This window comes from Leucobacter albus, from assembly GCF_039528015.1.
Taxonomy (GTDB): domain Bacteria; phylum Actinomycetota; class Actinomycetes; order Actinomycetales; family Microbacteriaceae; genus Leucobacter; species Leucobacter albus.
The window spans coordinates 245,294-267,748 of record NZ_BAAAKZ010000003.1 but is presented as its reverse complement, the minus strand read 5'-3'; the positions used below and the strand labels follow the sequence as shown (position 1 = coordinate 267,748).

At 65.4% G+C, this 22,455-nt stretch carries 24 protein-coding genes; 11 read left to right on the top strand and 13 right to left on the bottom strand.

All coding sequences use genetic code 11. The features are described from left to right. Positions 1-19: 19 nt before the first annotated feature. From ABD115_RS04855 to ABD115_RS04840, 4 genes are all read right to left on the bottom strand, one after another. Positions 20-1,327: an ABC transporter substrate-binding protein gene (locus ABD115_RS04855; protein ID WP_343958773.1), complete on the bottom strand. Its 1,308-nt coding sequence runs from the start codon at positions 1,325-1,327 to the stop codon at positions 20-22. Positions 1,328-1,347: 20 nt separating this feature from the next. Next, positions 1,348-2,565: an adenosylhomocysteinase gene (locus ABD115_RS04850; protein ID WP_343958771.1), complete on the bottom strand. Its 1,218-nt coding sequence runs from the start codon at positions 2,563-2,565 to the stop codon at positions 1,348-1,350. Beyond that, on the bottom strand, positions 2,562-3,833 hold the full coding sequence (locus tag ABD115_RS04845) for an adenosylhomocysteinase (protein ID WP_343958769.1): 1,272 nt from the start codon (positions 3,831-3,833) through the stop codon (positions 2,562-2,564). The genes ABD115_RS04850 and ABD115_RS04845 overlap by 4 nt, the downstream gene beginning before the upstream one ends. A gap of 101 nt (positions 3,834-3,934) precedes the next feature. Then, positions 3,935-4,996, bottom strand: a complete 1,062-nt coding sequence (locus ABD115_RS04840; protein ID WP_343958767.1) for a LacI family DNA-binding transcriptional regulator — start codon at positions 4,994-4,996, stop codon at positions 3,935-3,937. A gap of 97 nt (positions 4,997-5,093) precedes the next feature. On the opposite strand from ABD115_RS04840, the gene ABD115_RS04835 reads away from it, so the two are divergent. Then, a complete protein-coding gene (locus ABD115_RS04835) occupies positions 5,094-5,633 on the top strand; it encodes a ribonuclease H family protein (protein ID WP_343958765.1) in 540 nt (179 codons plus the stop codon). A gap of 304 nt (positions 5,634-5,937) precedes the next feature. Here the strand turns inward: ABD115_RS04835 and ABD115_RS04830 are convergent, their stop codons facing one another. From ABD115_RS04830 to rpsB, 8 genes are all read right to left on the bottom strand, one after another. Beyond that, positions 5,938-6,234, bottom strand: a complete 297-nt coding sequence (locus tag ABD115_RS04830) for an ATP/GTP-binding protein (RefSeq protein WP_343958763.1) — start codon at positions 6,232-6,234, stop codon at positions 5,938-5,940. 3 nt (positions 6,235-6,237) lie between these two features. Continuing rightward, positions 6,238-6,849 (bottom strand): aggregation-promoting factor C-terminal-like domain-containing protein, encoded by a 612-nt coding sequence (locus tag ABD115_RS04825; protein WP_343958760.1) that lies wholly within the window; start codon positions 6,847-6,849, stop codon positions 6,238-6,240. A gap of 56 nt (positions 6,850-6,905) precedes the next feature. Beyond that, on the bottom strand, positions 6,906-7,472 hold the full coding sequence (locus ABD115_RS04820) for a DivIVA domain-containing protein (protein WP_343958758.1): 567 nt from the start codon (positions 7,470-7,472) through the stop codon (positions 6,906-6,908). Then, positions 7,469-8,389 (bottom strand): phosphatidate cytidylyltransferase, encoded by a 921-nt coding sequence (locus ABD115_RS04815; RefSeq protein WP_343958756.1) that lies wholly within the window; start codon positions 8,387-8,389, stop codon positions 7,469-7,471. Before ABD115_RS04815 ends, ABD115_RS04820 begins: the two co-directional genes overlap by 4 nt. Before the next feature lie 5 nt (positions 8,390-8,394). Next, positions 8,395-8,949 carry a ribosome recycling factor gene (gene frr / locus ABD115_RS04810; protein ID WP_343958754.1) on the bottom strand — a complete coding sequence of 185 codons (555 nt, stop codon included), beginning with the start codon at positions 8,947-8,949 and terminating at the stop codon, positions 8,395-8,397. A gap of 69 nt (positions 8,950-9,018) precedes the next feature. Beyond that, on the bottom strand, positions 9,019-9,738 hold the full coding sequence (gene pyrH / locus ABD115_RS04805; RefSeq protein WP_343958751.1) for a UMP kinase: 720 nt from the start codon (positions 9,736-9,738) through the stop codon (positions 9,019-9,021). A gap of 152 nt (positions 9,739-9,890) precedes the next feature. Then, the gene (tsf, locus tag ABD115_RS04800; RefSeq protein ID WP_343958749.1) at positions 9,891-10,721 is read right to left on the bottom strand and encodes a translation elongation factor Ts; all 831 of its coding nucleotides are present in this window, start codon (positions 10,719-10,721) and stop codon (positions 9,891-9,893) included. 71 nt (positions 10,722-10,792) lie between these two features. Continuing rightward, positions 10,793-11,662, bottom strand: coding sequence for a 30S ribosomal protein S2 (rpsB, locus tag ABD115_RS04795; RefSeq protein ID WP_343958747.1), 870 nt, complete (start codon positions 11,660-11,662; stop codon positions 10,793-10,795). 302 nt (positions 11,663-11,964) lie between these two features. On the opposite strand from rpsB, the gene ABD115_RS04790 reads away from it, so the two are divergent. Beyond that, the gene (locus ABD115_RS04790) at positions 11,965-12,774 is read left to right on the top strand and encodes a beta-keto acid cleavage family enzyme (RefSeq protein WP_343958745.1); all 810 of its coding nucleotides are present in this window, start codon (positions 11,965-11,967) and stop codon (positions 12,772-12,774) included. A 142-nt stretch (positions 12,775-12,916) separates the two neighbouring features. Here ABD115_RS04790 and ABD115_RS04785 read toward each other — a convergent pair whose 3' ends face one another. Beyond that, the gene (locus ABD115_RS04785; RefSeq protein ID WP_343958743.1) at positions 12,917-13,522 is read right to left on the bottom strand and encodes a TetR/AcrR family transcriptional regulator; all 606 of its coding nucleotides are present in this window, start codon (positions 13,520-13,522) and stop codon (positions 12,917-12,919) included. Between the two features lie 125 nt (positions 13,523-13,647). On the opposite strand from ABD115_RS04785, the gene ABD115_RS04780 reads away from it, so the two are divergent. From ABD115_RS04780 to ABD115_RS04740, 9 genes are all read left to right on the top strand, one after another. Beyond that, on the top strand, positions 13,648-14,421 hold the full coding sequence (locus tag ABD115_RS04780; RefSeq protein ID WP_343958741.1) for a cyclase family protein: 774 nt from the start codon (positions 13,648-13,650) through the stop codon (positions 14,419-14,421). Positions 14,422-14,464: 43 nt separating this feature from the next. Next, positions 14,465-15,769, top strand: a complete 1,305-nt coding sequence (locus tag ABD115_RS04775; protein WP_343958739.1) for an ABC transporter substrate-binding protein — start codon at positions 14,465-14,467, stop codon at positions 15,767-15,769. Between the two features lie 69 nt (positions 15,770-15,838). After that, on the top strand, positions 15,839-16,762 hold the full coding sequence (locus ABD115_RS04770) for a branched-chain amino acid ABC transporter permease (RefSeq protein WP_343958737.1): 924 nt from the start codon (positions 15,839-15,841) through the stop codon (positions 16,760-16,762). After that, positions 16,746-17,732 carry a branched-chain amino acid ABC transporter permease gene (locus tag ABD115_RS04765; protein ID WP_343958735.1) on the top strand — a complete coding sequence of 329 codons (987 nt, stop codon included), beginning with the start codon at positions 16,746-16,748 and terminating at the stop codon, positions 17,730-17,732. The genes ABD115_RS04770 and ABD115_RS04765 overlap by 17 nt, the downstream gene beginning before the upstream one ends. Further along, positions 17,729-18,469 carry an ABC transporter ATP-binding protein gene (locus ABD115_RS04760; protein ID WP_343958733.1) on the top strand — a complete coding sequence of 247 codons (741 nt, stop codon included), beginning with the start codon at positions 17,729-17,731 and terminating at the stop codon, positions 18,467-18,469. Before ABD115_RS04765 ends, ABD115_RS04760 begins: the two co-directional genes overlap by 4 nt. Continuing rightward, positions 18,453-19,160 carry an ABC transporter ATP-binding protein gene (locus ABD115_RS04755; RefSeq protein ID WP_343958731.1) on the top strand — a complete coding sequence of 236 codons (708 nt, stop codon included), beginning with the start codon at positions 18,453-18,455 and terminating at the stop codon, positions 19,158-19,160. Before ABD115_RS04760 ends, ABD115_RS04755 begins: the two co-directional genes overlap by 17 nt. Positions 19,161-19,369: 209 nt before the next feature. Then, positions 19,370-19,828: a YraN family protein gene (locus ABD115_RS04750; protein ID WP_343958729.1), complete on the top strand. Its 459-nt coding sequence runs from the start codon at positions 19,370-19,372 to the stop codon at positions 19,826-19,828. After that, positions 19,825-20,790: an ATP-binding protein gene (locus ABD115_RS04745; RefSeq protein ID WP_343958727.1), complete on the top strand. Its 966-nt coding sequence runs from the start codon at positions 19,825-19,827 to the stop codon at positions 20,788-20,790. The genes ABD115_RS04750 and ABD115_RS04745 overlap by 4 nt, the downstream gene beginning before the upstream one ends. 15 nt (positions 20,791-20,805) lie before the next feature. Next, on the top strand, positions 20,806-22,449 hold the full coding sequence (locus ABD115_RS04740) for a recombinase family protein (RefSeq protein WP_343958725.1): 1,644 nt from the start codon (positions 20,806-20,808) through the stop codon (positions 22,447-22,449). Positions 22,450-22,455: the final 6 nt, after the last annotated feature.

Below are 22,455 nucleotides of genomic sequence, written 5' to 3'. Positions count from 1 at the left end.
CTCGCCTCTCCTCTAGCGCTTAGGCGCTCTTGTCGAAGGCGCGGATCGCCTGCTCGAGGAACTCATCACGGCTCAGCTTGCCGCTGATGAGCGGGCCAGCATTGCGCTCGATGACCGCGAGCACCTCGAGGGGGTACGACGAGAACCCGGTGTGGTTCTCATCGTTGACGATGAGCGGCACGAAGACCTCTTGCATCGGCGTCTTCGGCGTCGCCTCGACGGCGTTGTTGTTCGGAACGACGTTCGCGACATCCCAGAGAATCTGCTGCGCCTCAGCGCCGCCCATGAAGTTCACGAAGGCGTTGGCAGCCTCGGGCGACTTCGTCCACTTGGTGACCGACCAGCCAGCCTCGGCGCCGGCGTCGATGAGTGATTCGTACTTCGACTCCGGCACCTGCGGCAGCGGCATAACCGTCGTGCTCGGCTGGTCGCTGTAGCCGGTTTCGGCAGTGGCGAGGCCACCGGTGGTGAACATCGCGGCGTCGCCGGCGTAGTACTGGTTGAAGGCGTCGTCGTACATCGCACGGCCGAGCCCCTCTTCGCCGCCGAAGCAGCCCGCTTCGTTCATCTCAAGGATGCGGTCTACGGCCTCGCCGAACAGCGGGTCATCAAGCTTCAGCTCGCCCTGGGTCCACTTCACGAGCGTGTCAGCATCCATCTGCTGGCTCGTGATCATGTACATCAGGGTCTCCATGAGAATGCCGTCTTGCCAGCCGGTCGCGAACGGCAAGATGCCCTTCGCATCGAGCGCCTGGCAGGCACCGATCATGCCGTCCCAGGTGGCGAGGGTCTGCGGGTCAACCCCGGCAGACGCGAACAGATCTTGGTTCACGAGCAGGGCGTAGCCGTAGGCGCCGGTCGGCAGAATGTAGAGGTTGCCGTCGCTCGAGTAGTTGTCTTCGAGGTAGCGAAGGTCGCCCTCGATCGCTGGGTCGATCGCGTCTTGCAACGGGAACAGCGAGTTGCGGTAGCTGTAGGCCTGCGCGCCACCGTACATTGTGACGACGTCGGGGCCGCTGCGCGAGACGCCTGAGTTTCGCAACTGATCCCAGTAGGTGCCGTAGGGCATCGTCGTGAGCTCGACCTCGACCTGCGGGTACTGCTCGTTAAAGGCCGCGATGATGTCTTCGTAGGCCTCGTTGCCGTTCTCGTAGTTGTCTGGAAGGAACGTCCATACCTTGAGGGTCGTGTCTTCCTTCGGCACCTCAGCGAACGTGAGCTTCTCTGTTGTAGCTGCGTCGCCGCCGCCTGAGCAGCCGGTGAGGGCGAGCGTGGCCGCAGCCAGCGCCGCGGCACCGCTGAGCAATCTGGAGCGTGATGTCTTCATTGTGGTCGTGTTCCTTTGCGTTACCAGGCGCGCGCGGCTTCGCGCTGCCGATCGGTGAGAGATTCGAGGCTGCCGCCGGCGGCCTCGAGGCGGATGCGTGCTACCTCTTGCTCGATGTCAGCTGGAAGGTCGTACACGCCCGGCTGCCAGTCTTTCGCGTCAGCGGCGAGCCGCTCGACCGCGAGAGCCTGGAGCGAGAGGGAGAGATCCATCACTTCGATGGGGTTTCCCTCGGCGTCGGCGCAGTTCAGGCAGTCGCCCTCTGAAATGAGGTTGACGGTTCGCCCGGAGCGCGTGGTGAAAGCAGTGACTGCGTGGCGCACGTGCCGGGGCCCGTCGAGACCGCGCAGGTACTCCATCGGCATCTCGAAGTCGCCGCCGCCCGCGGTGCAGAGAAACGCGCCGTCTGGGAGCGCCTCGACGTGCTCGGCCGTCACTGCATCGGCAAGGCCGGTGCAGCTGAACACGACCTCGGCGGCTCCTGCGGCCTCCCGAAATGCCGTGACCTCGTAGCCGTCGTGCAGCGCCCGGAGCGCCCGAATCGGGTCAATCTCAGACACGATGACGCGCGCGCCGAGGGCCGCAGCGAACTTCGCGACGCCCATGCCGACCCAGCCGTAGCCGACGACAACGACGCGGCGGCCGGCAAGCTGCAGGTTCGTGATGTCGAGGAACGCCATGACGCAGGACTGGCCTGTGCCGTAGATGTTGTCGAACAGGTACTTCGCGGCCGAGTCGTTGACTGCGATGACGGGCAGCCTCAGCTGCCCCTCCTCGTGCATCACCCTGAGCGGCCTGACCCCGCTTGTGGTCTCCTCGGCCGCCCCGATCATCTTCGCGACGAGCTCGGGGTACTCGCGGTGGGCGAGCCTGGTCACCGAGGCGCCGTCGTCAATCAAGATATCGAGGCCCGTTTCGAGGAATTCTCGGGCGAGCTGCAGCTCGTCGGCCTCAGTGGCCGCGCTGTCGGCGAACACGCGGAACTCCCTGGCGCGAAGCGCTTCGACGACCTGCTGATCGGTCGACGATGCGTTGCAGTACACCACGACGTCGGCGCCCGCGTCGCGCAGCGCGATCGCGAGGTTCGCGGTCTTCGGCTCGAGCACGAGGCTCACGCCAACACGCAGACCGTTCAGCGTGCCAGCGCTCTTCACCCGCGCTGCGACCTGCGTGAGCACCGGCATGCTGCGGGCCGCCCAGATGATGCGCTCAGCGCCTGAGCCAGTTGTGTCGATCATGCTGCGCCCCCCTCTTCCATTCGTGCGGTGTGATCGTCGCGTTGGTCGGCGCGCAGTGCATCGAGCGTGATGCCGTACGACGCAAGCTTCGCCGTGGCGATCGAGTCGTCGAGCTCCTTTGGCAGAATGTGCACGCCCGGCTCAAGCTCTGTCGAGGCCAGGTGGTGCACGCCGAGCCCCTGCACGGCGAACGTGAGATCCATGACCTCGACGGGGTGACCGCTGCCGCCCGCAATGTTTACGAGGGCTCCCCCGGCGAGCACGTGCACGTCGCGGCCGGCGACCGTGTAGCTCGTGATGCCGGGGCGCGATTCAAATACCTCGCTCGCTGCGGCGGCAAGCGCCTCGGTGTCAACCTCAAGGTCGTGGTGGCCCGCGTTGCCGAGCACGACGTCGTGGGCGAGGAAGGGAATATCTGCCTCGCCAATTGCGCGCATGCCACCGGTCGCAGTGATGATCGCATCGGCCTGCGGGAAGATCTCGGCGCGCGAACCGACGGTGTGCCCGTCGGTGTGGGCCTCGAGGGCGCGCACCGGGTCGACCTCGGTGACGAAGGTGCGTGCACCCATTGCCTGCGCGTAGAGGGCGAGACCCTTGCCGACGTAGCCGTAGCCGACGACGGCGATGCGCGCACCGGCAATCTGCCGGTTCGTGAGGCGCAGCAGGGCCTGCAGCGTCGTCTGACCCGTCGCGTAGCGGTTGTCGAAGAGGTGCTTGCAGCGCGCGTCGTTCGCGGTGAGCGCTGGGAAGGGCAGGTTGCCTGCCGCTGCCATCGCCTGCAGCCGCGCGGTGCCGGTCGTTGTCTCTTCGGAGACGCCCTTGAGACGAGCGAACACGTCTGGCCGGTGCTCGGCGGTGCGCATGGTGAGCTCTGCGCCGTCGTCGATGATGTAATCGGGCTCGCAGTCTGCCGCAGCGCGCAGCTCCGCCTCCCAGGAGTCGTAGTCGCCGCCAGCGTCGGCAACAACAGTCATGCCACGCTCGCGGAGCGCAGCAACCACCGAGGCATCGGTTGTGCGGGGGTTGCTGCCCGCGGCAATCACCTCAGCGCCGGCGTCGGCGAGCACGGTCGCGAGAAACGCGGTCTTCGCCTCGAGGTGCACCACGACGGCGACGCGCTTGCCGCGCAGCGACCCGTCGCTCACCGCGTCGCGCACGTAGCCGTCGAGCACGGGCGAGTGCTCCCGCACCCACTCGATGCGCGCTGCGCCGTCGCGTGCGAGCGCGGCGTCACCCCCACCGTCAATACGATCAGCTAATTCGGCCATGCGTGTCTCCCCACCATCTGGCGATCCGAAGTTCGTCAACGAACAGTATCTTAGCGCTTAGATTTGCCGGAGCAAAAGGCGAGAGCGTAACGCGGCGAAACCTACAGGCAGCCGCAGGTCTCGCCGAGCACGAGCTCGCCAGGGAAGACGAGGTGCTCGAGCTCGGGTGCCACCGCCGGCGCCGGGGCCGCACCCGTCGCCGTGGCCACAGCGGGTGCGGTAGCTCGCGCGGCCGCCGGGCCGAGGCTGTCGAGCAGGTCGAATGCCTGCGCAGCGAGCTGTTCCATCGGCACCCGCACCGTCGTCAGGCGAACGCGCCCGAGCAGCGCCTCGCGAATGCCATCGAACCCGACGAGCGCGAGATCTTCGGGCACCCGCACCCCAACGGCAGCTGCCGCGCGCAGCACAGCGAGCGCCTGCTCGTCGGTCGTCGCGAAGATGGCCTGGGGCCGGTCGCCACGCTCGAGCACCTCGCGAACGTCGGCCTCAACCCGCACGCGGTCAAAGGAGCTACGAAACACCCGCCCCTCGGTCGAGAGCCCCGCCTCGGTCATCGCCTGTTCCCACCCCTGCACCCGCAGGCTTGCGGGGTCGCCTGCGTGCGTGCCCGCAAGGCACAGAATGTCGGTGAAACCGTGGCCGATGAGGTGCTCGACGGCGAGCATCGCGCCCGCATGGTCGTCGAACCGCACGCTCGGAGCCGACACGCCGTCAGGCACCGAGTGAATGAACACGAGCGGCACGTCAGCCGAGATCTCATTGCCCTGGGCGACGCTCATGGTGAAGATGCCGCGCGCTCGCAGGTCAGAGAAGCCCGAGATGTAGTGCGCCGAGATCTGCCCGTCGTAGCCGGTGTTGCCGAGCATCGTAAGAAACCCGCGCTTGCGCCCCTCGGCCTCGAAGTGGCGCGAGAGCTCGCCGAAAAAGCCGTTGGCGGTGTCGGGCACAATCAAGCCGACGAGGTTGGAGTGGCCAGCACTGAGGGCCCCGGCTATCGGGTTGCGGCGGTAGCCGAGCTCCTCGATCGCCTGCTCAACCCGCTGTTTGGTCGCGGGCGCGACCGCGCGCGGGCCGTTGTTGACGACGTAGCTCACGACCGCTGTTGAGGTGCCGGCCCGCGCGGCAACGTCAGCGAGCGTCGGTCGGCGAGAAGAGGAAGCCATAGCCCTACATTGTAGGGGTGCGAATCGGAGACAGTCTCCGACCCGCCCAGGTGCCCGCGGCCACTGCCGTCTCGCAGGGGCCACTCAGCCTGGCAAGATGGATCACATGACTCTTACGGCGGCAGCAGACGGATCGGCTCTCGGCAACCCAGGCCCGGCCGGCTGGGCATGGGTAATCGACGGCGACCGGTGGCGCGCCGGCGGGTGGCCCCGCGCGACAAACAACCAGGGCGAGCTTATGGCGGTGCTCGACCTGCTGCATGCTACCGCTGGCCGTGACGAGCCGCTGCACATTCAGTGCGACAGCCAGTACGTGATCAACTCGGTGACGCAGTGGATGCCCGGGTGGAAGCGGCGCGGCTGGCGCAAGGCAGACGGCAAGCCCGTGCTCAACCGGGAGCTGCTCGAGGCGCTCGACACCGCGCTCGTCGGCCGCTCAGTCACATTTGAGTGGGTGAAGGGCCACGCCGGCCACCCCTTGAACGAGGCGGCAGACGACCGGGCGCGGGCGGCTGCTGAGGCCTACCGGCGTGGGGCCGAGCCGAACCGCGGCCCCGGGCTCGGCGACTCGGCCCCCTCACCAGAGATTGCGGTCGACGGCACAGGGCCCCAGCAGGCACCGCCTACGCTGTTCTAGCGGGGGCCACTGCCGTCGGCCTCCGCGTGCAAAACTGCGGGCCTCCGCCTGTAAAACTGCGGGCCGCCGTGTGGCTGGCGTGTGGCTGGCCCGTTGCACCTGCACAGCTGCCCCGTGGCGACCGCACGCGCGATTGACGAACTCGCTGCTCTGGGGCCCGCGCCCGCTGCGCAACCGGGGGCGATCTGCGCCCCCACGCCCCAAACCAGCCCCGCCGGGCCTGGGTTGTGCAGATTGCCTATGCTGCGCAGCGGCGAGCGGGTATTGCCGCGCCGAGGCCGGGCCCCGGGCGCGCAGCGACGCCCTACCTCCCGCGCCAGCAGTGAGCGTGAAAGTGCCGCCGGTCGCGCACCCCAGCCTCGTCACCGAAGAGGTGATCTGCCGGCCAGGCGACAATGTGAGCCTGGCCAACTGGCACGTCTGTGCCGCACTCGGGGCAGCGATACGCCTTTTCGGCGCGGTGCGCGGGAATGTCGCGCACAAACCACTCGCGCCCGCGCAGCCACTCCTTGCGCGCTCCCCCGTACGAGAGCCTGGTCACATCGCGCTGCGGTGACTGCGCGGCTCGCTGATACTTATTCGGGCCGCGGCTGCGTGCCACGGTCTACCACCAGTGGTTCGCTGTCCAGAAGGCGTAGGCCCCCGCCCAGCTGCCGTAGCGGTTCGAGGCGTAACCGTTCGCCCAGCGAAGATTGTCGACCGGGTCGTAGCCGCTGCCGGGAACCTTGCTGCACGGCAGCGCCTGAATCAGACCGCACGCGCCCGACGACGGGTTTGTCGCGTTCGGGTTCCAGCCGCTCTCCTTCTGAGCGATGAAGTCGACGTAGCCCCAGTCGCTCTCGGCGATACCCGCCGCAGCCATCCACTCGGCCGGCGACCCGCCACCCTCGTAACGAGGCGGAGCAGCGGGCGTCGCAAGCGCAGCCTCGCCACCCTTCGCCCCCTCGGTCGGTTCGGGAGTCGGCTCCGGCTTCGGGTCTGGTAGCTTCTCGATCGGCACCTCGGGCAGCACGAAATCGTCTGCCGGGTCGACGTTCGGAACGAACTGCTGGAACAGCCGCTCATCAAGCACGGCAGCGGCGGGCTCAGCGTTCGCATCGGTGAGCGTCATCGGTGCCACGGCGGCGCCGCCGAGCAGCACGGCCACCGCAGACACCGCGAGCGGCGCGCGGAGGCGGTTCCATGGACGGGTGGTGCGGTTTGTCTGAGTACTCACAATATAACGATTCTATCTCAGGGGGCCTGGGAAGCCAAGGTCGACGTTCGGGCAGCCTAACGCGTTGACAGGATGATGTCGACGAGGGCGTCGAGCAGAGCATCAACCTGCGCCTCGTCGTAGCCGCGCCACTCGGGGTGAAACACGATCTCACGTACCTCGCCAGGAGTGACAGTCACCTCGCGGTTGGCGAACATCGCCCCGATACGATCAAGAAACGCGTCGACCTGAGAGCGTCGGTACCCCAGAGCGAACATGCCGCGGCGCGTAAAGCGCTTCCCTCGCGGCCGGCCGATGCGCCCGCGCACGTCTGAGAGCAGCGCCCGCGCCTCGCGCCACCACTCGTCTTCCCCGTGTTCGCGCACAATCGCGCGCCGTTCGCGCTCGAAAAATACGTCTTCGAGCCTGTCGAGCGCGGCGTCGACGTGCCGCGGCGAATACCCTTTGCGCTGCATTTTGAACGCGAGGCTGCGAACGTCGTCTGCGGTGAGCGAGGCGGCCCCGCCCTCCTCGTAGGCAGACCGCGCGCGGTCGAGAAACTCGTCGACCTGGTCGGGGCGGTACCCCTTCTCGCGGCCGCGAGTCAGCGGAAACGGGCTTGATGATTCTGTTGCGTCGCTCACGACAGCACCCCCAAGATCAGCGCAAGGCCGTACGCCACCACCGTTGAGGGGAGCAACGAATCGAGTCGGTCAAGCAGGCCACCGTGGCCGGGAATCCAGTTACTCATATCTTTCACGTTGAGGTCGCGCTTAATCAGCGACTCCGTCAGATCGCCGCCGGTGGCTGTCAACAGCACCAGCACGCCGAACACGAGCCCGATCCACCACGGCTGATCGAGCGCGGAAAGCGCGATCACAACGCCGGCAACCATGCTCGCGACGGCCGCTCCGGCGAAGCCCTCCCAGGTCTTGTTCGGGCTGATGCGCGGCGTCATCTTGTGCTTGCCGAGCGTGACACCCGCGGCGTATGCCCCGATGTCGACCGAGACGGCGATGAGCACGAGCGCAAACACCCACCACTCGCCGTTGGGGGCAGCGCGCAAAAGAATCGCGAAGCTGCCGAGAAACGGCACGTAGACGAGCGTGAACAGCCCCGAGAAAATATCGCGGACAAGGGTTCTGGGCTCGACCGGGGTGCGCGCGAGCACGCCCTCGATCAGGCGCCAGATCGTGAGGAGGGCAGATGCGGCGAAGAGGCTGAGCAGCAGCCCCTCAGCGCCGTAAAAGTAGGCCGAAGCGACCATGCTGAGCCCGCCGAGCGCCACGCCAATTCGCGGCACCCGTCGACCGGCGACGCGAAATGCGGTCGCGAGCTCGACCACCGCGACCGCAACGAGCAGCGCGATGAAGCAGGCAAACAGGCTTTCCAAGAACAGCAGGCTTCCGAGAAACACCGCTGCCAGCAGCAGCCCGACACCGATCGCGAGAAAGAGGTTACGGCCTGCCTTCTCCTCGATCTTGGCGTTCGTCGCCTCGAGCTGAGCGCGGGTCGAATCGAGGTGTGCTCGAATCTCCCCGCGACGCCCTCCCCCCGACATCTGGATCAGACTTCCAGCAGCTCAGCTTCTTTACGCTTGAACGCCTCGTCCACCTGGTCGGTGAACTGCTTGGTCAGCGCCTCAAGCTCCTTCTCCGCGCGAGCGACATCGTCTTCGCCAACCTCGCTCTTGAGCGCGTCGAGATCGTCTTTCGCGCTGCGGCGGGCATTGCGCACGCCGACGCGCGCGTCTTCCGCGCGCGCCTTCACGATCTTCACGAACTCCTTGCGGCGCTCCTGCGTGAGCTCGGGCAGCGTCACGCGAACGACGCTGCCGTCGTTCGTGGGGTTCGCACCGAGGTTGTGCATATCGCGGATGGCCTGCTCGATCGCCTTCATCGCACCCTTGTCGTACGGGGTGATGATGAGGCTTCGCGCATCTTGGTTCGCGACCGAGGCAAGCTGCGGCAACGGAGTCGGCGTGCCGTAGTAGTCGACCATCAGGTTCTGGAGCAGCGCGGGGTTTGCACGCCCGGTGCGCACCGTCGCGAACGACTCCTTTGCGGCCTCGACCGCCTTAGTCATTCGTTCCTTCGCGTCTGCAAAGACTTCTTCGATCACGCTGCGTCTCCTCCACGATTCGCTGCTGGCCACATCGACCAGCCGTCGGCTTTCTGCAATACTTCGAGTTTAGCGGTGTACGAGCGTGCCGAGCTTCTCGCCACGGAGCGCAGCGGTGACATTGCCCGCCGGTTCCATGCCAAACACCCGCATCGGCATGCCATTATCCATGCACAGGCTAAACGCAGTCGAGTCGACAACCTTCAGGCCCTTCACCAGGGCTTCGTTGTAGGTGATGTCGGTGATCAGTGTTGCTGTCGGGTCGACCGCGGGGTCGGCGGTGTAGACGCCGTCGACGCCGTTCTTCGCGACGAGCACCTCGTCAGCTTCAATCTCGAGCGCGCGCTGCGCCGAAACCGTGTCGGTCGAGAAGTACGGCAGGCCTGCTCCGGCGCCGAAGATCACCACGCGCCCCTTCTCCATGTGGCGGATCGCGCGGAGCGGGATATAGGTCTCCGCGACCTGAGTCATGGTGATCGCAGACTGCACGCGCGTCTCAACGCCCGCCTGCTCAAGGAAGTCCTGCAGCGCGAGTGCGTTCATGACGGTGCCGAGCATGCCCATGTAGTCGGCACGGGCGCGATCCATGCCGCGCTGCGAGAGCTCGGCGCCGCGGAAGAAGTTGCCACCGCCGACGACGATCGCGACCTCTGTCTGATCCATCGACGCAGCGATCTCGCGAGCGATCTGGCTCACCACGTCGGGGTTGACTCCGAGCGTGCCACCGCCAAATGCCTCACCCGACAGCTTGAGCAGTACCCTGCGCTTACGATTACTCTGGTCGGACATGCGTCTCCTTCGTTACATCTTCGCCGGGCTTCCCGGCTCTCCCCCGGGCCGCTGCCCGGATTCTGCGGGCGCCAGCCTGCTCAACACAACAGCCTACCGCCCACGCAGCACAAAACCCGGGCCGCATTGGCCCGGGTTTTGTGTCTGGCGTGTTAGGCGCCAACCTTTGCGCGGCTGAAGCCGGTCACCTTGATGCCGGCCGCCTCGGCGACCTTCGCGACGTCGCGCTTGTCAGCGTCGAGTGCGTGCACCTGCTCGTTGAGCACAACCTGCTTGAAGAACGCGTTCAGGCGCCCCTCAACGATCTTCGGGAGCGCAGCCTCGGGCTTGCCCTCGTTCTTGGAGATCTCGGTGACGATCTCGCGCTCCTTGTCGACGTCGGCCGCAGGGACCTCGTCGCGGTTCACGTAGACCGGCTCGGCGAACGAGATGTGCTGAGCGATGCTCAGAGCAGCCTTCTCGTCGTCGCCCTCGAACCCGACCACGACGCCGATCTGCGGCGGCAGATCCTTCGAGGTGCGGTGGAGGTAGATCGCGGTGCCCGGAGCCTCGACGCGCACAACGCGACGGAGCTCGATGCGCTCGCCGATGATTGCGGCCTCGTCGGTGATGAGCTCGGCAACGGTCTTGTCGCCAGCCGAGGCAGCGAGCGCCTCCTCGGCGTTCTTCGCGCCAGCGGCGACGATTGCGTCGAGCACCTGCTCCGAGAGCGCAAGGAACTTCTCGTTCTTCGCGACGAAGTCGGTCTCGCAGACGAGCTCGATCATCGTTGCAGCGCCTTCGCTCTGCTTCGCGGCAACGAGGCCCTCGCTTGCTTCGCGGTCGCCGCGCTTTGCGACGCCCTTGAGGCCCTTCAGGCGAAGGATCTCGATTGCCTTCTCGATGTCGCCCTCAGCTTCAACGAGAGCGTTCTTGCTGTCGACCATGCCAGCGCCGAGGCGCTCGCGCAGCTCCTTCACAGCGGCCATGCTTACTGCAGCCATGTGTGACTCCTTGGGTTGTGGGCCCGGGCCGCGCTTGTGACGCGGCCCGGGTCAATGACTATGAGGGGAAATTACTCGGCTGCCGGAGCCTCGGCTGCCTCAGCAGCTGGGGCCTCAGTTGCTTCAGCGGCGGGAGCCTCGGTTGCCTCAGCGGCGGGCGCCTCGGCGGCAGCTGCCTCCTGATCGGTGTTGAGCAGCGCAACCTCCCACTCGGCGAGCGGCTCAGCAGCGGCCTCGCCCTCGGCGGGCTTCTGGTGGCGCTCCATGAGGCCCTCAGCGGCAGCGTCGGCGATCACGCGGGTGAGCAACGCAACCGAGCGGATCGCGTCGTCGTTGCCCGGAATCGGGTAGGTGACCTCGTCGGGGTCGCAGTTCGTGTCGAGGATGCCGATAACCGGGATGCCCAGCTTCTTCGCCTCGTCGATTGCGAGGTGCTCCTTCTTGGTGTCAACAATCCAGAGCGCCGACGGCGTCTTGGTCATGTTGCGAATGCCACCGAGGGTCTTCTGCAGCTTGTCGAGCTCGCGCTTCTTGAGCAGCAGCTCCTTCTTGGTGAAGCCGCTGGTGCCACCCTCGAAGTCAAGCTGCTCGAGCTCCTTCATGCGCTCGAGGCGACCGGTGACGGTCTGGAAGTTGGTGAGCAGGCCACCGAGCCAGCGCTGGTTGACGTAGGGCTGGTTGACGCGGGTCGACTGCTCAGCAATCGCCTCCTGTGCCTGCTTCTTCGTGCCGACGAAGAGAATCGTGCCGCCGCGCGCGACGGTGTTCTTCACGAACTCGTACGCCGAGTCGATGTAGGTGAGCGACTGCTGCAGGTCAATGATGTAGATGCCCGAGCGCTCGGTGAAGATGAAACGCTTCATCTTCGGGTTCCAGCGGCGGGTCTGGTGACCAAAGTGAACGCCGCTGTCGAGCAGCTGGCGCATGGTTACAACGGCCATTGCCGTCTCCTGTTCTCGCGCGCGAACGCGCGATTGTTTGGTTTATTCAGCCGCGGATGCGACCTAGTCCTGGTGCCCCTGCACTCCACCACCCCCTAGGGGGACCAACGGCAAAGCTGCAGTGAACGGGCACGCGAAGTCACCTCTTGCGAGGCGCAATTAGAGAGTCTACCACTGGCCGGGGCCTCAGTGCGACGCAACCGAGCGTTGACAACCCCTCGCACTGCCCGTAGCCTGAGACCTCAATTACTGTACAGTCGCACAGTTTTTGCGCAATTGACTTTCGTTTGAAAGAAGGAACCATGAGTGTCGTCGTCACCGTTGCCCCGACCGGACCTATCGCATCCAAGCAAGATAACCCCAATCTCCCCACGTCTCCCGCGGAAATCGCGGCGGCCGTCACCCGCGCCTACGAGCTGGGTGCGAGCGTCGCGCACATTCATCTGCGCGACGAGCAGCAGCGCCCGACCGCTGACCTGAACATCGCGCGCGACGTGATCGCGCGCATTGAGGACGCCTCGCCGATTCTCATTCAGTTGTCCACCGGAGTCGGCCTCGGAGTGTCGTACGAAGATCGGGCCGCGCTCGTCGAGCTGAAGCCTGCCATGGCGACGCTCAACCCGTGCTCGATGACCTTCGGCGGCGGGGAGTTTCTCAACCCGCCAACCAAGGTGCGCGAGCTCGTGCGCCGCATGGTCGATCTCGGCGTCAAGCCCGAGCTCGAGATCTACGACACCGGCCACCTCGACGAGTGCCTGCGCATGCGCGACGAGGGGATCCTCCCAGAACTGCTGCAGTTCAGCATCGTGATGGGCGTGCCGGGCGGCATGGCCGCGACCCCCGAGAACCTCATCATGATGCAGCGCAGGCTGCCTGCCGACTGCGTCTGGCAGGTCATCGCGATCGGCCGCGCGAACCTCAATCTCACCGCAATCGGCCTCGCGCTCGGCGGGAACGCCCGCGCGGGCATGGAAGACACGCTGCACCTCGGAAAGGGTCGCCCCGCCCCCGGCAACGACCCGCTCGTCGAGCGCGCGGTCGGGCTCGTTCGCGGCCTCGACCTCGAGCTCGCCACGGTCGACCAGACCCGCGAGCTGCTGCAGCTGAGCTAGGCATCGCGGGGCCGCGCGGCACGCTGAGCACGGCACGCAGAGCACGGTGCGGCACACAGAGCACGGGGCGGCACGCAGAGCACAGGGCGGATCGGCCAACGCCGATCCGCCCCCGCTCCCCGAAGGGCCCCGCAGGGCCCCGCTAGGCGGTGAGCCCGGCCACGAGAAACTCCTTGAGAATCGTGCCGGTCTCATCGACCGTCAGCTCCGGGTTCACCCCGAGGCGCAGCGCGCGGTCGTCGACGGAGAGCATGCTCAGCGCGCTCACGCCGAACAGGTAGTTCCAGCGCACGGTGTCTGCGGAGAGGTCGGGCCTGGCCCGCTGTAGCGCGGCGATAAATTCAAAGGCGAGCGGGTCATAAAACTCGGCGATGATGCCGCGCGCGTTCGACGAGGGGTCTGTCGCCTCACGCGCGAGCAACTGCGCAAACGCGAGGCCCTCGGGCGTCGCGCGGAGCTCCATCTGGGGGTCGATAAACGCGGCGACGATCTGCGCGATCGTATCGGGCCTGTCGAACACGACCGATTCGAGCAGCGAGAGCCGCCGGTCGAGCACCTCGGAGCGATCGCGGAAAATCTCGCGGTAGAGATTGTCTTTGGTTTCGAAGTGATAGGTCAGCAGCGCGACCGAAACCTCGGCCTGCGCCGCGATCTCTCGCATGCCGACCGACTCGAACCCGTGCTGCGCAAACATGCGTTCGGCGGTGCGCAAAATTCGCACTCGTCGGCTGATCTTTTGTGCACTCATTGAGCTTCCTCAGACAGTTGGTTTCGCGCCAAGGGGCTCTTTGACAGCGAATTCATTTCATCGTAGTATCAATCCATTACTGTACAACCGTACAGTGTCGTAATTTGGTCAAAGGGGCTCAATTTATGCGTCGAATCGTTGATCTTTCTGTTCCGCTCAAGAACGGCATCGCATCCGATCCGCCCGGCCACGTGCCGGTCATCGATTACTTCGATCACTCGCAAACGCAGGAGGAGATCCTCGCGTTCTTCCCCGGCGCGACTCCCGAAGATCTGCCAGACGGCGAGGGGTGGGCAATCGAGCGCGTGCAGCTCTCGACCCACGCTGGCACCCACCTCGACGCGCCCTACCATTTCGCCTCGACGATGGATCAGGGCAAGCGCGCGATGACGATCGACGAGGTGCCGCTCGACTGGTGCTTCCAACGCGGCATTAAGCTCGATTTCCGCCACTTCGCAGACGGCTACGTCGTGCAGCCACACGACATCGACGAGGAGCTCGCGCGCATCGGCCACACGCTGCAGCCGCTCGACATCGTCGTCGTGAACACGAGCGCAGGCGAGCGCTTCGGGCACGATGACTACCTCGCCAAGGGCTGCGGTGTCGGCCGCGAGGCGACGCTGCACCTGCTGCGACAGGGCGTGCGTGTGACGGGCACCGATGCGTGGAGCTGGGACGCCCCGTTCAACTTCACCGCGGAGCGCTACCAGCGCGACGGCGACGCTTCGATTATCTGGGAGGGCCACCGCGCGGGTCGCGAGATCGGCTACTGCCACATTGAGAAGCTTCACAACCTCGAATCGATCCCGTCGACGGGCTTCGAGATCGTGTGCTTCCCAGTCAAGGTCGAGGGTGGCTCCGCTGGTTGGAGCCGCGTCGTAGCTGTCTTTTCTGAATAACTGACACGGGACTCCCCCGTCTCAACAACCAAGGAGCAATTCAATGAAGAATTCGAAACTCACCAAGCTCGGCCTCGCGGCCGTCGCGGCATCTGCCGTGTTCGGGCTCGCGGCCTGCGGCGGTGTGACCGACCCCAACGCCGGGAGCGAGACCACGGAAACCGCCGAGGCCGCAAGCCTCGTCGCCCCGATCGCGAACATGGAGTGCGCAGAGGGCACCGAGCCAACGGGCGAGCCCATCGTCGTCGGTGGCTCGATGTCGCTCACCGGCCCGCTTGGCGGCACGGGTGCCGTGCACGATGCGGTCGGCAACCTCATGGTCGAGTGGATCAACGAGTGCGGTGGCATCGACGGGCGCCCCATCGAGTACACCGTGCTCGATGATCAGTCGACTCCCGCGCAGGTGACCAGCAACTACGAGCGCCTGCTCTCGGAGGGCGTCGACCTCGTCGTCGGCCCCTACGCCGGAGCTGCCGCGCTCGCTGGCGCTGGCCCGGTCTCTGCCGCGGGCTACGCCTACCCGACCGCTACCAACGGCGTGCCGGAGTCGCTCATCGGCGAGAACCACTTCCCGTCGTGGCAGATCGGCGGCGGCGCGACCGAGGGCATGTGGTCGCTCGCAGCAGAAGATCTCGCGACCACGCTGTCACAGGCCGACAATGCCCCGAAGACCGCGTTCATGGCGACGCAGAAGTTCCCGACGACGCTGAGCTTCGCCGAGGCGCAGAAGCCCGCCTTTGAGGCCGCTGGCATCGAGGTCGTCGACAGCGTCGAGTACGACATGGGCACGACCGACTTCACGTCGATCGTCACCCGCATGCTCGCGGCCGATGCCGATATCGTGTGGATCGGCGCCGTCGGCATGGACATCTCGAACTTCCAGCTCGCGTTCGACTCGCTGGGGTACACTCCGCGCAACCTCTTCGCTTCGCTGTCGGGCCCGGCTGCGCTCGCGAGCCTCGGCGATGCCGCTGAGGGCATTCTCGTGTCGTCGCTCTACGAAGACAACGCGCCGCTCAACGACACCGACATCGCGCGCTACTTCACCTCGGCGTATCTCGAGGTAGCGAAAGAAAAGAACCTCGTCCCCGTCATCGAGACGCAGGCTGCTGCCGGGTTCGGCATGTGGCAGATCTTGCTCACCGCGGTCGCAGAGGTCGGCCCCGACAACGCGAAGATCATCGAGTGGTTGGGCACAAACGAGGTCGAGACACTCGCTGGCCCGGTGAAGTTCGACGGCTACAACGGCTACGGCTCCGACCTCAACCGTGTTGCTCAGGTGCAAGACGGCAAGCGTGTCATCGTCTCTCCCGAGGAGTTCGCCGGCGCAAAGATTCGCCTGAACTAAGACACAACACACCGGGAGCGAGGGCGAACGCGCACTCGCTCCCGGCCTCACGATCGAATTGGAGAGTTGATGTCTGGAGACACACTCGCGCTATTACAGACGCTGTTAAACGGCGCCCTTCTCGGGTGCCTCTTCGGGCTCATCGCCCTCGGCCTGACGATGAAGTGGGGGCATCTCGGTGTGCCCGACTTCTTCCACCTGTCGCTCACCCTGTTCAGCGGGTACCTGACGTACACCCTCGTCACCGGGCTGCTCATGAACCCGTTTCTCACGCTGCTCATCACCGTGCCGGCGATGTTCGTGATCGGCGTGCTGACGCAGTGGCTGTTTTTCACAATCAAGGCGTCTGCTTTTACCTCGCTGCTGCTGACGTTTGCGCTCTTCATCGTCGCAGAAAGCGTCATGTCGGTGATCTGGAGCCCCGACATGCTGAGCATGCGCAGCTGGCTCGACAGCAGCTTCACCACAGCGATTCGTATTCCCGTCGGCGACAAGAGCCTGTCGGTGCTGCCAGTCGACGTCATGGCACTCGTGCTGGCACTCGTGCTCGTGCTCGCGACGTGGTGGATGCTCAAGCACACGAGGTGGGGCCGCGCGCTGCAGGCGATGCGCCAAGACGCGCAGATCGCCGAGGTGCTCGGCGTGCGTATCCTGCCGATCACCCTGATCGTCTCGGGCCTTGCCGCGGCGACCGCCGCGGTCGCTGGGATGGTCGTCGTGGTGCGCATGCCGCTCACTCCGGGGCTCGCCATGAACTGGATCGGCGTCGTGATCGTCGCGACGCTGCTCGGTGGCCTTGGGCGCCCGCTCGGCGCACTCATCGCAGCGATCGTGCTCATGATGGTGCAGAACGCCTGGTCGCTGTGGTTCCCGCCGCAGTGGTCGCCCGCCGTCGCGTTCGGCCTGCTGTTCATCTACCTGGCGCTCACCCCAATCATCCGTATCGTGCGCGAGCGCGTCGAACTCAGGAGAAACCGTGAACAAGCTGTTTGATCTCTCCACACGGCGCCAACTGCTGCTCGTCGTGGCAAGCACGGGGGCGCTGCTGCTGCTCGCGTTTGCGTTCCCGAACAATTACGTCGCGACCTTCGCCTTCCAGCTGCTGACCTGGATCATTCTCGCAATGAGCTGGTCGCTCTTCTCCGGCAACTCTGGCTACGCAAGCTTCGGCCACGGCGTCTTCTTCGGTCTCGGCACCTACGCGACCGCCGCCGTGTTCCGCTTCACCGACCTGCCCTTCGGCGTCGCGCTCGTCATCGCGGGCCTCACCGGCGGCGTGCTCGCACTGCTCGTCGGCCTGGCCGTGTTCTCTTCGGCCCGATTCGCCGGCGACCTGTTCGGCCTCATCACGCTGGCGCTCGCCTTCATCGTCATCACGATCGTGTCGAACGTTCCGTGGCTCGACGGCGGCTCCGGCGTGTTCGTGCGCGAGCTCGTCGGCGACGCGTGGATAGGCAGGAGCGCAACCAACCTGTACATCGTGGGAGCGCTGCTCGCCGGCCTCACCGCAATCGTTGCCGTGCTCGCCTGGAAGACCCGCTGGGGCGCAGCCCTCCAGGCGATCCGCGAAGACGAGAACGTCGCCGAGTCACTCGGCGTCGCGACCTACCGGCACAAGGTGCTCGCGTTCGCCGCGAGCGGTACGCTTGCCGGCCTCATCGGAGCCCCACAGGCCGTGTTCCTCGGTTACATCGAGGTGCACTCGGTGTTCGCGCTGAACATTCCGCTGTTCGTGCTCATGATGGTGATTCTCGGCGGCATCGGCCACTGGTGGGGAGCCGTGATCGGTGCGATCGTCGTCGTCGTGTTGCGGGAGGCCCTGCTGGGTCTCGGATCCGCCGACATCGCGCAGATCGTCGTCGGCATCGCCCTCATCGCGGTCATCATCGCGATGCCACACGGCATCGCCGGGTACATCGAAAAGCTCAGAGCCCGCAAGCGCGTACAGGAGGTCTCGCCATGAGCGCACTGCTCGAATGCTCAGCAATCACCAAGCGCTTCGGCGGCATCGTCGCCCTGAACGGCGTCGATTTCAGCGTCAGGCAGGGCCAGATCGTCGGGCTCGTCGGGCCGAACGGCTCGGGCAAGACGACGCTGCTCAGCTGCATCGCGGGCTCGCTCGGCGTGACCGCGGGCAGCGTGACCTTTGCGGGCCACGACATCACCCGCGCGAAGCCGCACACGAGGGCCCACGCTGGCATCTCGCGCACCTTTCAGATTCCGCGGCCGCTGAACTCGTTCTCTGTCGCAGAAAACGTGGCGATCGCGGCGATGTTCGGGCGCGACGCGCTTTCCAAGCCGCTCGCGCTCGAGCGCGCCGCGACGGTGCTCGACCGCGTGGGCATCAGCAAGCACCACGCCGCGCAGGTGAGCTCGCTCACCCTGCACGAGCGCAAGTTCTTGGAAATCGCCCGCGCGCTCGCGCTCGACCCGAAGCTGATTCTGCTCGACGAGGTGCTCGGCGGGCTCAACCCGTCTGAGGCCGCCGAGGGCATGGAGCTGATCGCGAGCCTGCGCGATGACGGCGTCTCCGTCGTCTACATCGAGCACAACGTGAAGGCGGTGTCGGCGCTCGCCGACTATATGTATGTACTCAACCGCGGCCAGAATCTTGCCGAGGGCACCCCGCAAGAGGTGCTCGCGAACGAGCTGGTCATCAACGCGTATCTCGGAGGTGGCGCACGTGCTCAGGGTGAATAATCTCGAGGTGAAATATGGCGAGGCCCAGGCGCTTCGCGGCGTCACGCTCGCCATCGATCGGGGCCAGACGGTCTCGCTCATCGGCTCGAATGGGGCGGGCAAGTCCACGCTTGTCAAGGCCCTCATGGGTATGCAGCCGGTCACCTCTGGCTCGGTCGAGTTCGAGGGCAACGATATTACGGCGACGCAGCCGACCGAGCGGCCCGAGCTCGGCATCGCGCTCGTACCAGAGGGCCGCCGGCTGTTCAAGGATCTCACGGTGCAAGACAACCTCTTGCTCGGGGCACACCACCCGGCGGCGCGAAAGCGCTCGGGCGGCGATATCTCGTTCGTGTTCGACCTGTTCCCGGTGCTCGGCGCGCGGCGCAGGCAGCTCGCCGGCACGATGTCGGGCGGCGAGCAGCAGATGGTCGCGCTCGGGCGAGCGCTCATCTCAAGGCCGTCGCTGCTCATTCTCGACGAGCCGTCGCTCGGGCTCGCCCCGATTGTCGTCGACGAGGTGTTCGAGACGATCAAGCGCGTCACCGCCGAGGGCGTGACTGTGCTGCTCGCCGAGCAGAACATGCAGCAGGCGCTGTCGCTGTCTGATTACGGTTATGTGCTCGCCGAGGGCACCGTGGTGCTCGAGGGCACCGGCGGCGAGCTGCTCGCTTCTGAGGAGGTGCGCCGGGCGTACCTCGGCGGGGTGTAGCGCGGCCGCGGCGCGCTCGGCGGCCCGCGATCGCGGCGGGGCGGATCCACAACTCTTGGCGTTCCGCCCCGCCGCGCGGTTCTCCCCGCGCCGCAGCCGTTGTGCACATTTTGAGCAAACCGCTTCACGCGTCACGTTTTCTCCACAGTCTCGCCGTGCCAGTGCGGTCTCCCCGCTGACGAGCGACACTCGTTCGCAGGAGGTCACGCATGCACACACCAGCACACGATCCAATTCCCACTGCCACGCCAGGCCGCACCGGCGCCGGGCACACCGGCCCCGAGGCCGCCAGCACCGAGCCCGCCCGCACCGGGCACAACCTCAGGCTCGGCGCGACGGGCGAGAGCATCGCCGCCGAGTACCTCGTCGCGCGCGGGTTCGTGCCCGTCGCGCACAACTGGCGCTGCCGCTACGGCGAGCTCGACCTCGTGATGCGCGACGGCGGCGCCTACGTCGCGGTCGAGGTTAAGACCCGCAGCGGCACCGGCTACGGCTCGCCGCTCGAGGCGATCACCGCGCGCAAGGCGGCGAGGCTCCGCAGGCTGCTGCTCGAGTGGAGCGCGCAGACCGGCAACCGCGGCGGCGAACTGCGCGTCGACGCGGTCGGCATCACGCTGCGGCCGGGGGCTGAGTCTCCGAGCATCACCTACCTCAGGGCAATCGCATGAGCCGGGAGGTCTGCCGCGCCGCCGCGATCGCGCTCACCGGGCTCGAGGGCGAGACCGTGATGGTCGAGGCCGCCGTGACGCAGCAGCTGCCGGGCATGGCGATCATCGGGCTGCCAGACGCGGCGCTCTCGGAGGCGAAGCAGCGCGTGCGCACCGCGTCGGCGCAGGCGGGGCTCGCGCTCTCCGACCGCTTCGTCGTGGTGAACCTCGCGCCCGCATCGTTGCCGAAACAGGGCTCCGGGTTCGACCTCGCGATCGCGCTCGCGGCGATCGCGGCCTCGCGCAGGCTGCCGACCGACCGCCTCGCGGCCACGGCCCACATCGGCGAGCTCGGCCTCGACGGCGGGCTGCGCAGGCCAATCGGGCTGCTCAGCGCGGTCATCGCGGCGCAGGCGCTCGGTTTCGCGAGGGTTATGGTGCCGGCGGAGTGCGGCGCGGAAGCGCGCCTTGTGCCCGGCATCGAGGTGATCGAGGCGGCCACGCTGCTCGCCGCCGTCGCGTGGCATCGCGGCGAGCCCGGCGCATGGGGCGCCGCCCCGGCGGCCCGGCGTGCGCCCCCGCCAACCCCCTCACCGGGCACCGATGCCCTGGATATGGCGCAGGTCGTCGGCCAGCCCGAGGCCGTCGATGCGATGGTGATAGCGGCGGCCGGGCGGCATCACATCTCCCTGACTGGGCCGCCGGGCTCCGGCAAGACGCTGCTCGCGACGCGCCTGCCATCGCTGCTCCCCGACCTCTCACCCCACGAATCGCTCGTCGCCAGCAGCATCGCGTCGCTCGGCGGGTCGTCGCTCGACGAGCTCGTCACCCGGCCACCGTTTGAGAGCCCGCATCACACGGCCTCATCGGCGGCGATCATCGGCGGCGGCGATTCGCGCGGCATTCGCCCCGGCGCAATCACGCGCGCGAGCCACGGTGTGCTGTTCATGGACGAGGCACGGGATGGAAAGTGCACCTTCTGAACAAGGAGGAAGCACATGGAAACTCTCAAACGAACTCCAGGTCCGAACGCTAGACCTGGTCGCACTGGTCGTGTCGTTGTCTACCAAGCATTTGCACATACTGGTCCTGAATCACCCGTCGAGGGCACGAAACCGATCTATCTGTACCTCCGCCTTTCGAAGTATCACAAAGACAAGGCAGATGCGATCGAACGCCAGCGTATTGACCTGGTTCGGATGTTGACTGCCGAAGGTAGTTGGACAGTGATGGGCGAGTACATCGATAACGATTCAGCAAGCTCATCTGCGATCAAGACGAGAAAAGGCTGGAGACAGCTAAACGCTGACATTGAATCTGGCAAGGTGCAAGCAGTTGCGTTTTGGAAGCTCGACCGCACGAATCGAATTGCTTCGAAATGTATTGAATGGATTGCTACCTGTCAGCGTGGGAACGTGATCTTGCGTTCCCACCAAGATTCTCCAGATGAACTAAATACCGCAACTGCTGGCGCGAAACTGGTCACTGGGATTAAAGCACTTCTTGCGGAGGTCGAAACCGACTCAATGAGTGAGCGACAGTTAGCTTCGAAGAGGCACCTTGCCGAAGCTGGTTTTCATCATGGAGGAATGCGGCCCTTTGGGTGGATTTCTGGCCCTCGGGTGACTGATGAGTATGGACGCACTGGGGTTCGTTTAGTTCCTCATCCAGTTGAACATCAAGCACTCAAAGTCGCGGTTGAAATGGTGCTGGCCGGGAAGAGTCTTTCTCAAATTGGACGTCACTGGAAAAAGGAGTTCGGGATCACCACAGCTTCGGGTGCATTCGTATATGAAGCATCCGTCTATCGTTCGTTGGTCTCACCGCGAATGATCGGCTACCGGATGCGCCGAGTACCTGAACATCAGCGCGGGGTGAAAATTGATCTTCTCGACTACATCGCTCGTGATGCGAACGGAAACCCTGTCATCTCTCAGGAGCCAGTTTGTGATCGCGCGATATGGCTGCGAGTGCGCCGACTATTGGAGCAAGCGAGGACAGCAAACGTAAGGAGGCCGTGGGGCTCTCATGAGTGGCTACTTACTGGGATCATCTTCTGCCAGTGTGGTGGCAGGCTCTACGGGCATCAAAAGAGACGTGTCCGGTTGAGCGGAGAAGAGTACACCGAGTATGTGTACCGCTGCATGACTAATCGCCACAGGGGTTCAGGTAACTGCCCGGGAAGCTGCACCGTCAACGCGAATAAAGCGGAAGCTTATGTGCTGGGATGGTTTTTTTCACAAATCACTGATGAAGCACTCGCAAAAGCGCGCGCCCGGAGGCGGCTTGCCCGTGCTGATAACGAGGTCGAATCCTTACTAGCTGAACTTGATGAAGCTACTGCCGAGAAAATTGCTTTAGTCAGCAAACAAGGAACTGGTGAATACAAAGGCGCAATGGTCACTGTTCTTCTTGGCTTGGTCGAAGACGCTCAGAGAAGAATCGATGTTCTCCAACGTCGAGTGGATTCGCTTGAAACGGATGATCTATTGATTGTTGATGGACAAGATGTTCTTCAGACTTGGGAGCAAAGGGGCATTAAAGAAAAGCGAAGCTATTTGCGTCGAATGATTCGTCAAATCAATGCCTTGCCAGGTCGAAAGCAGATCGAGACAAGGATTCAGATTATCGCGATTGAGTGAGCTTAT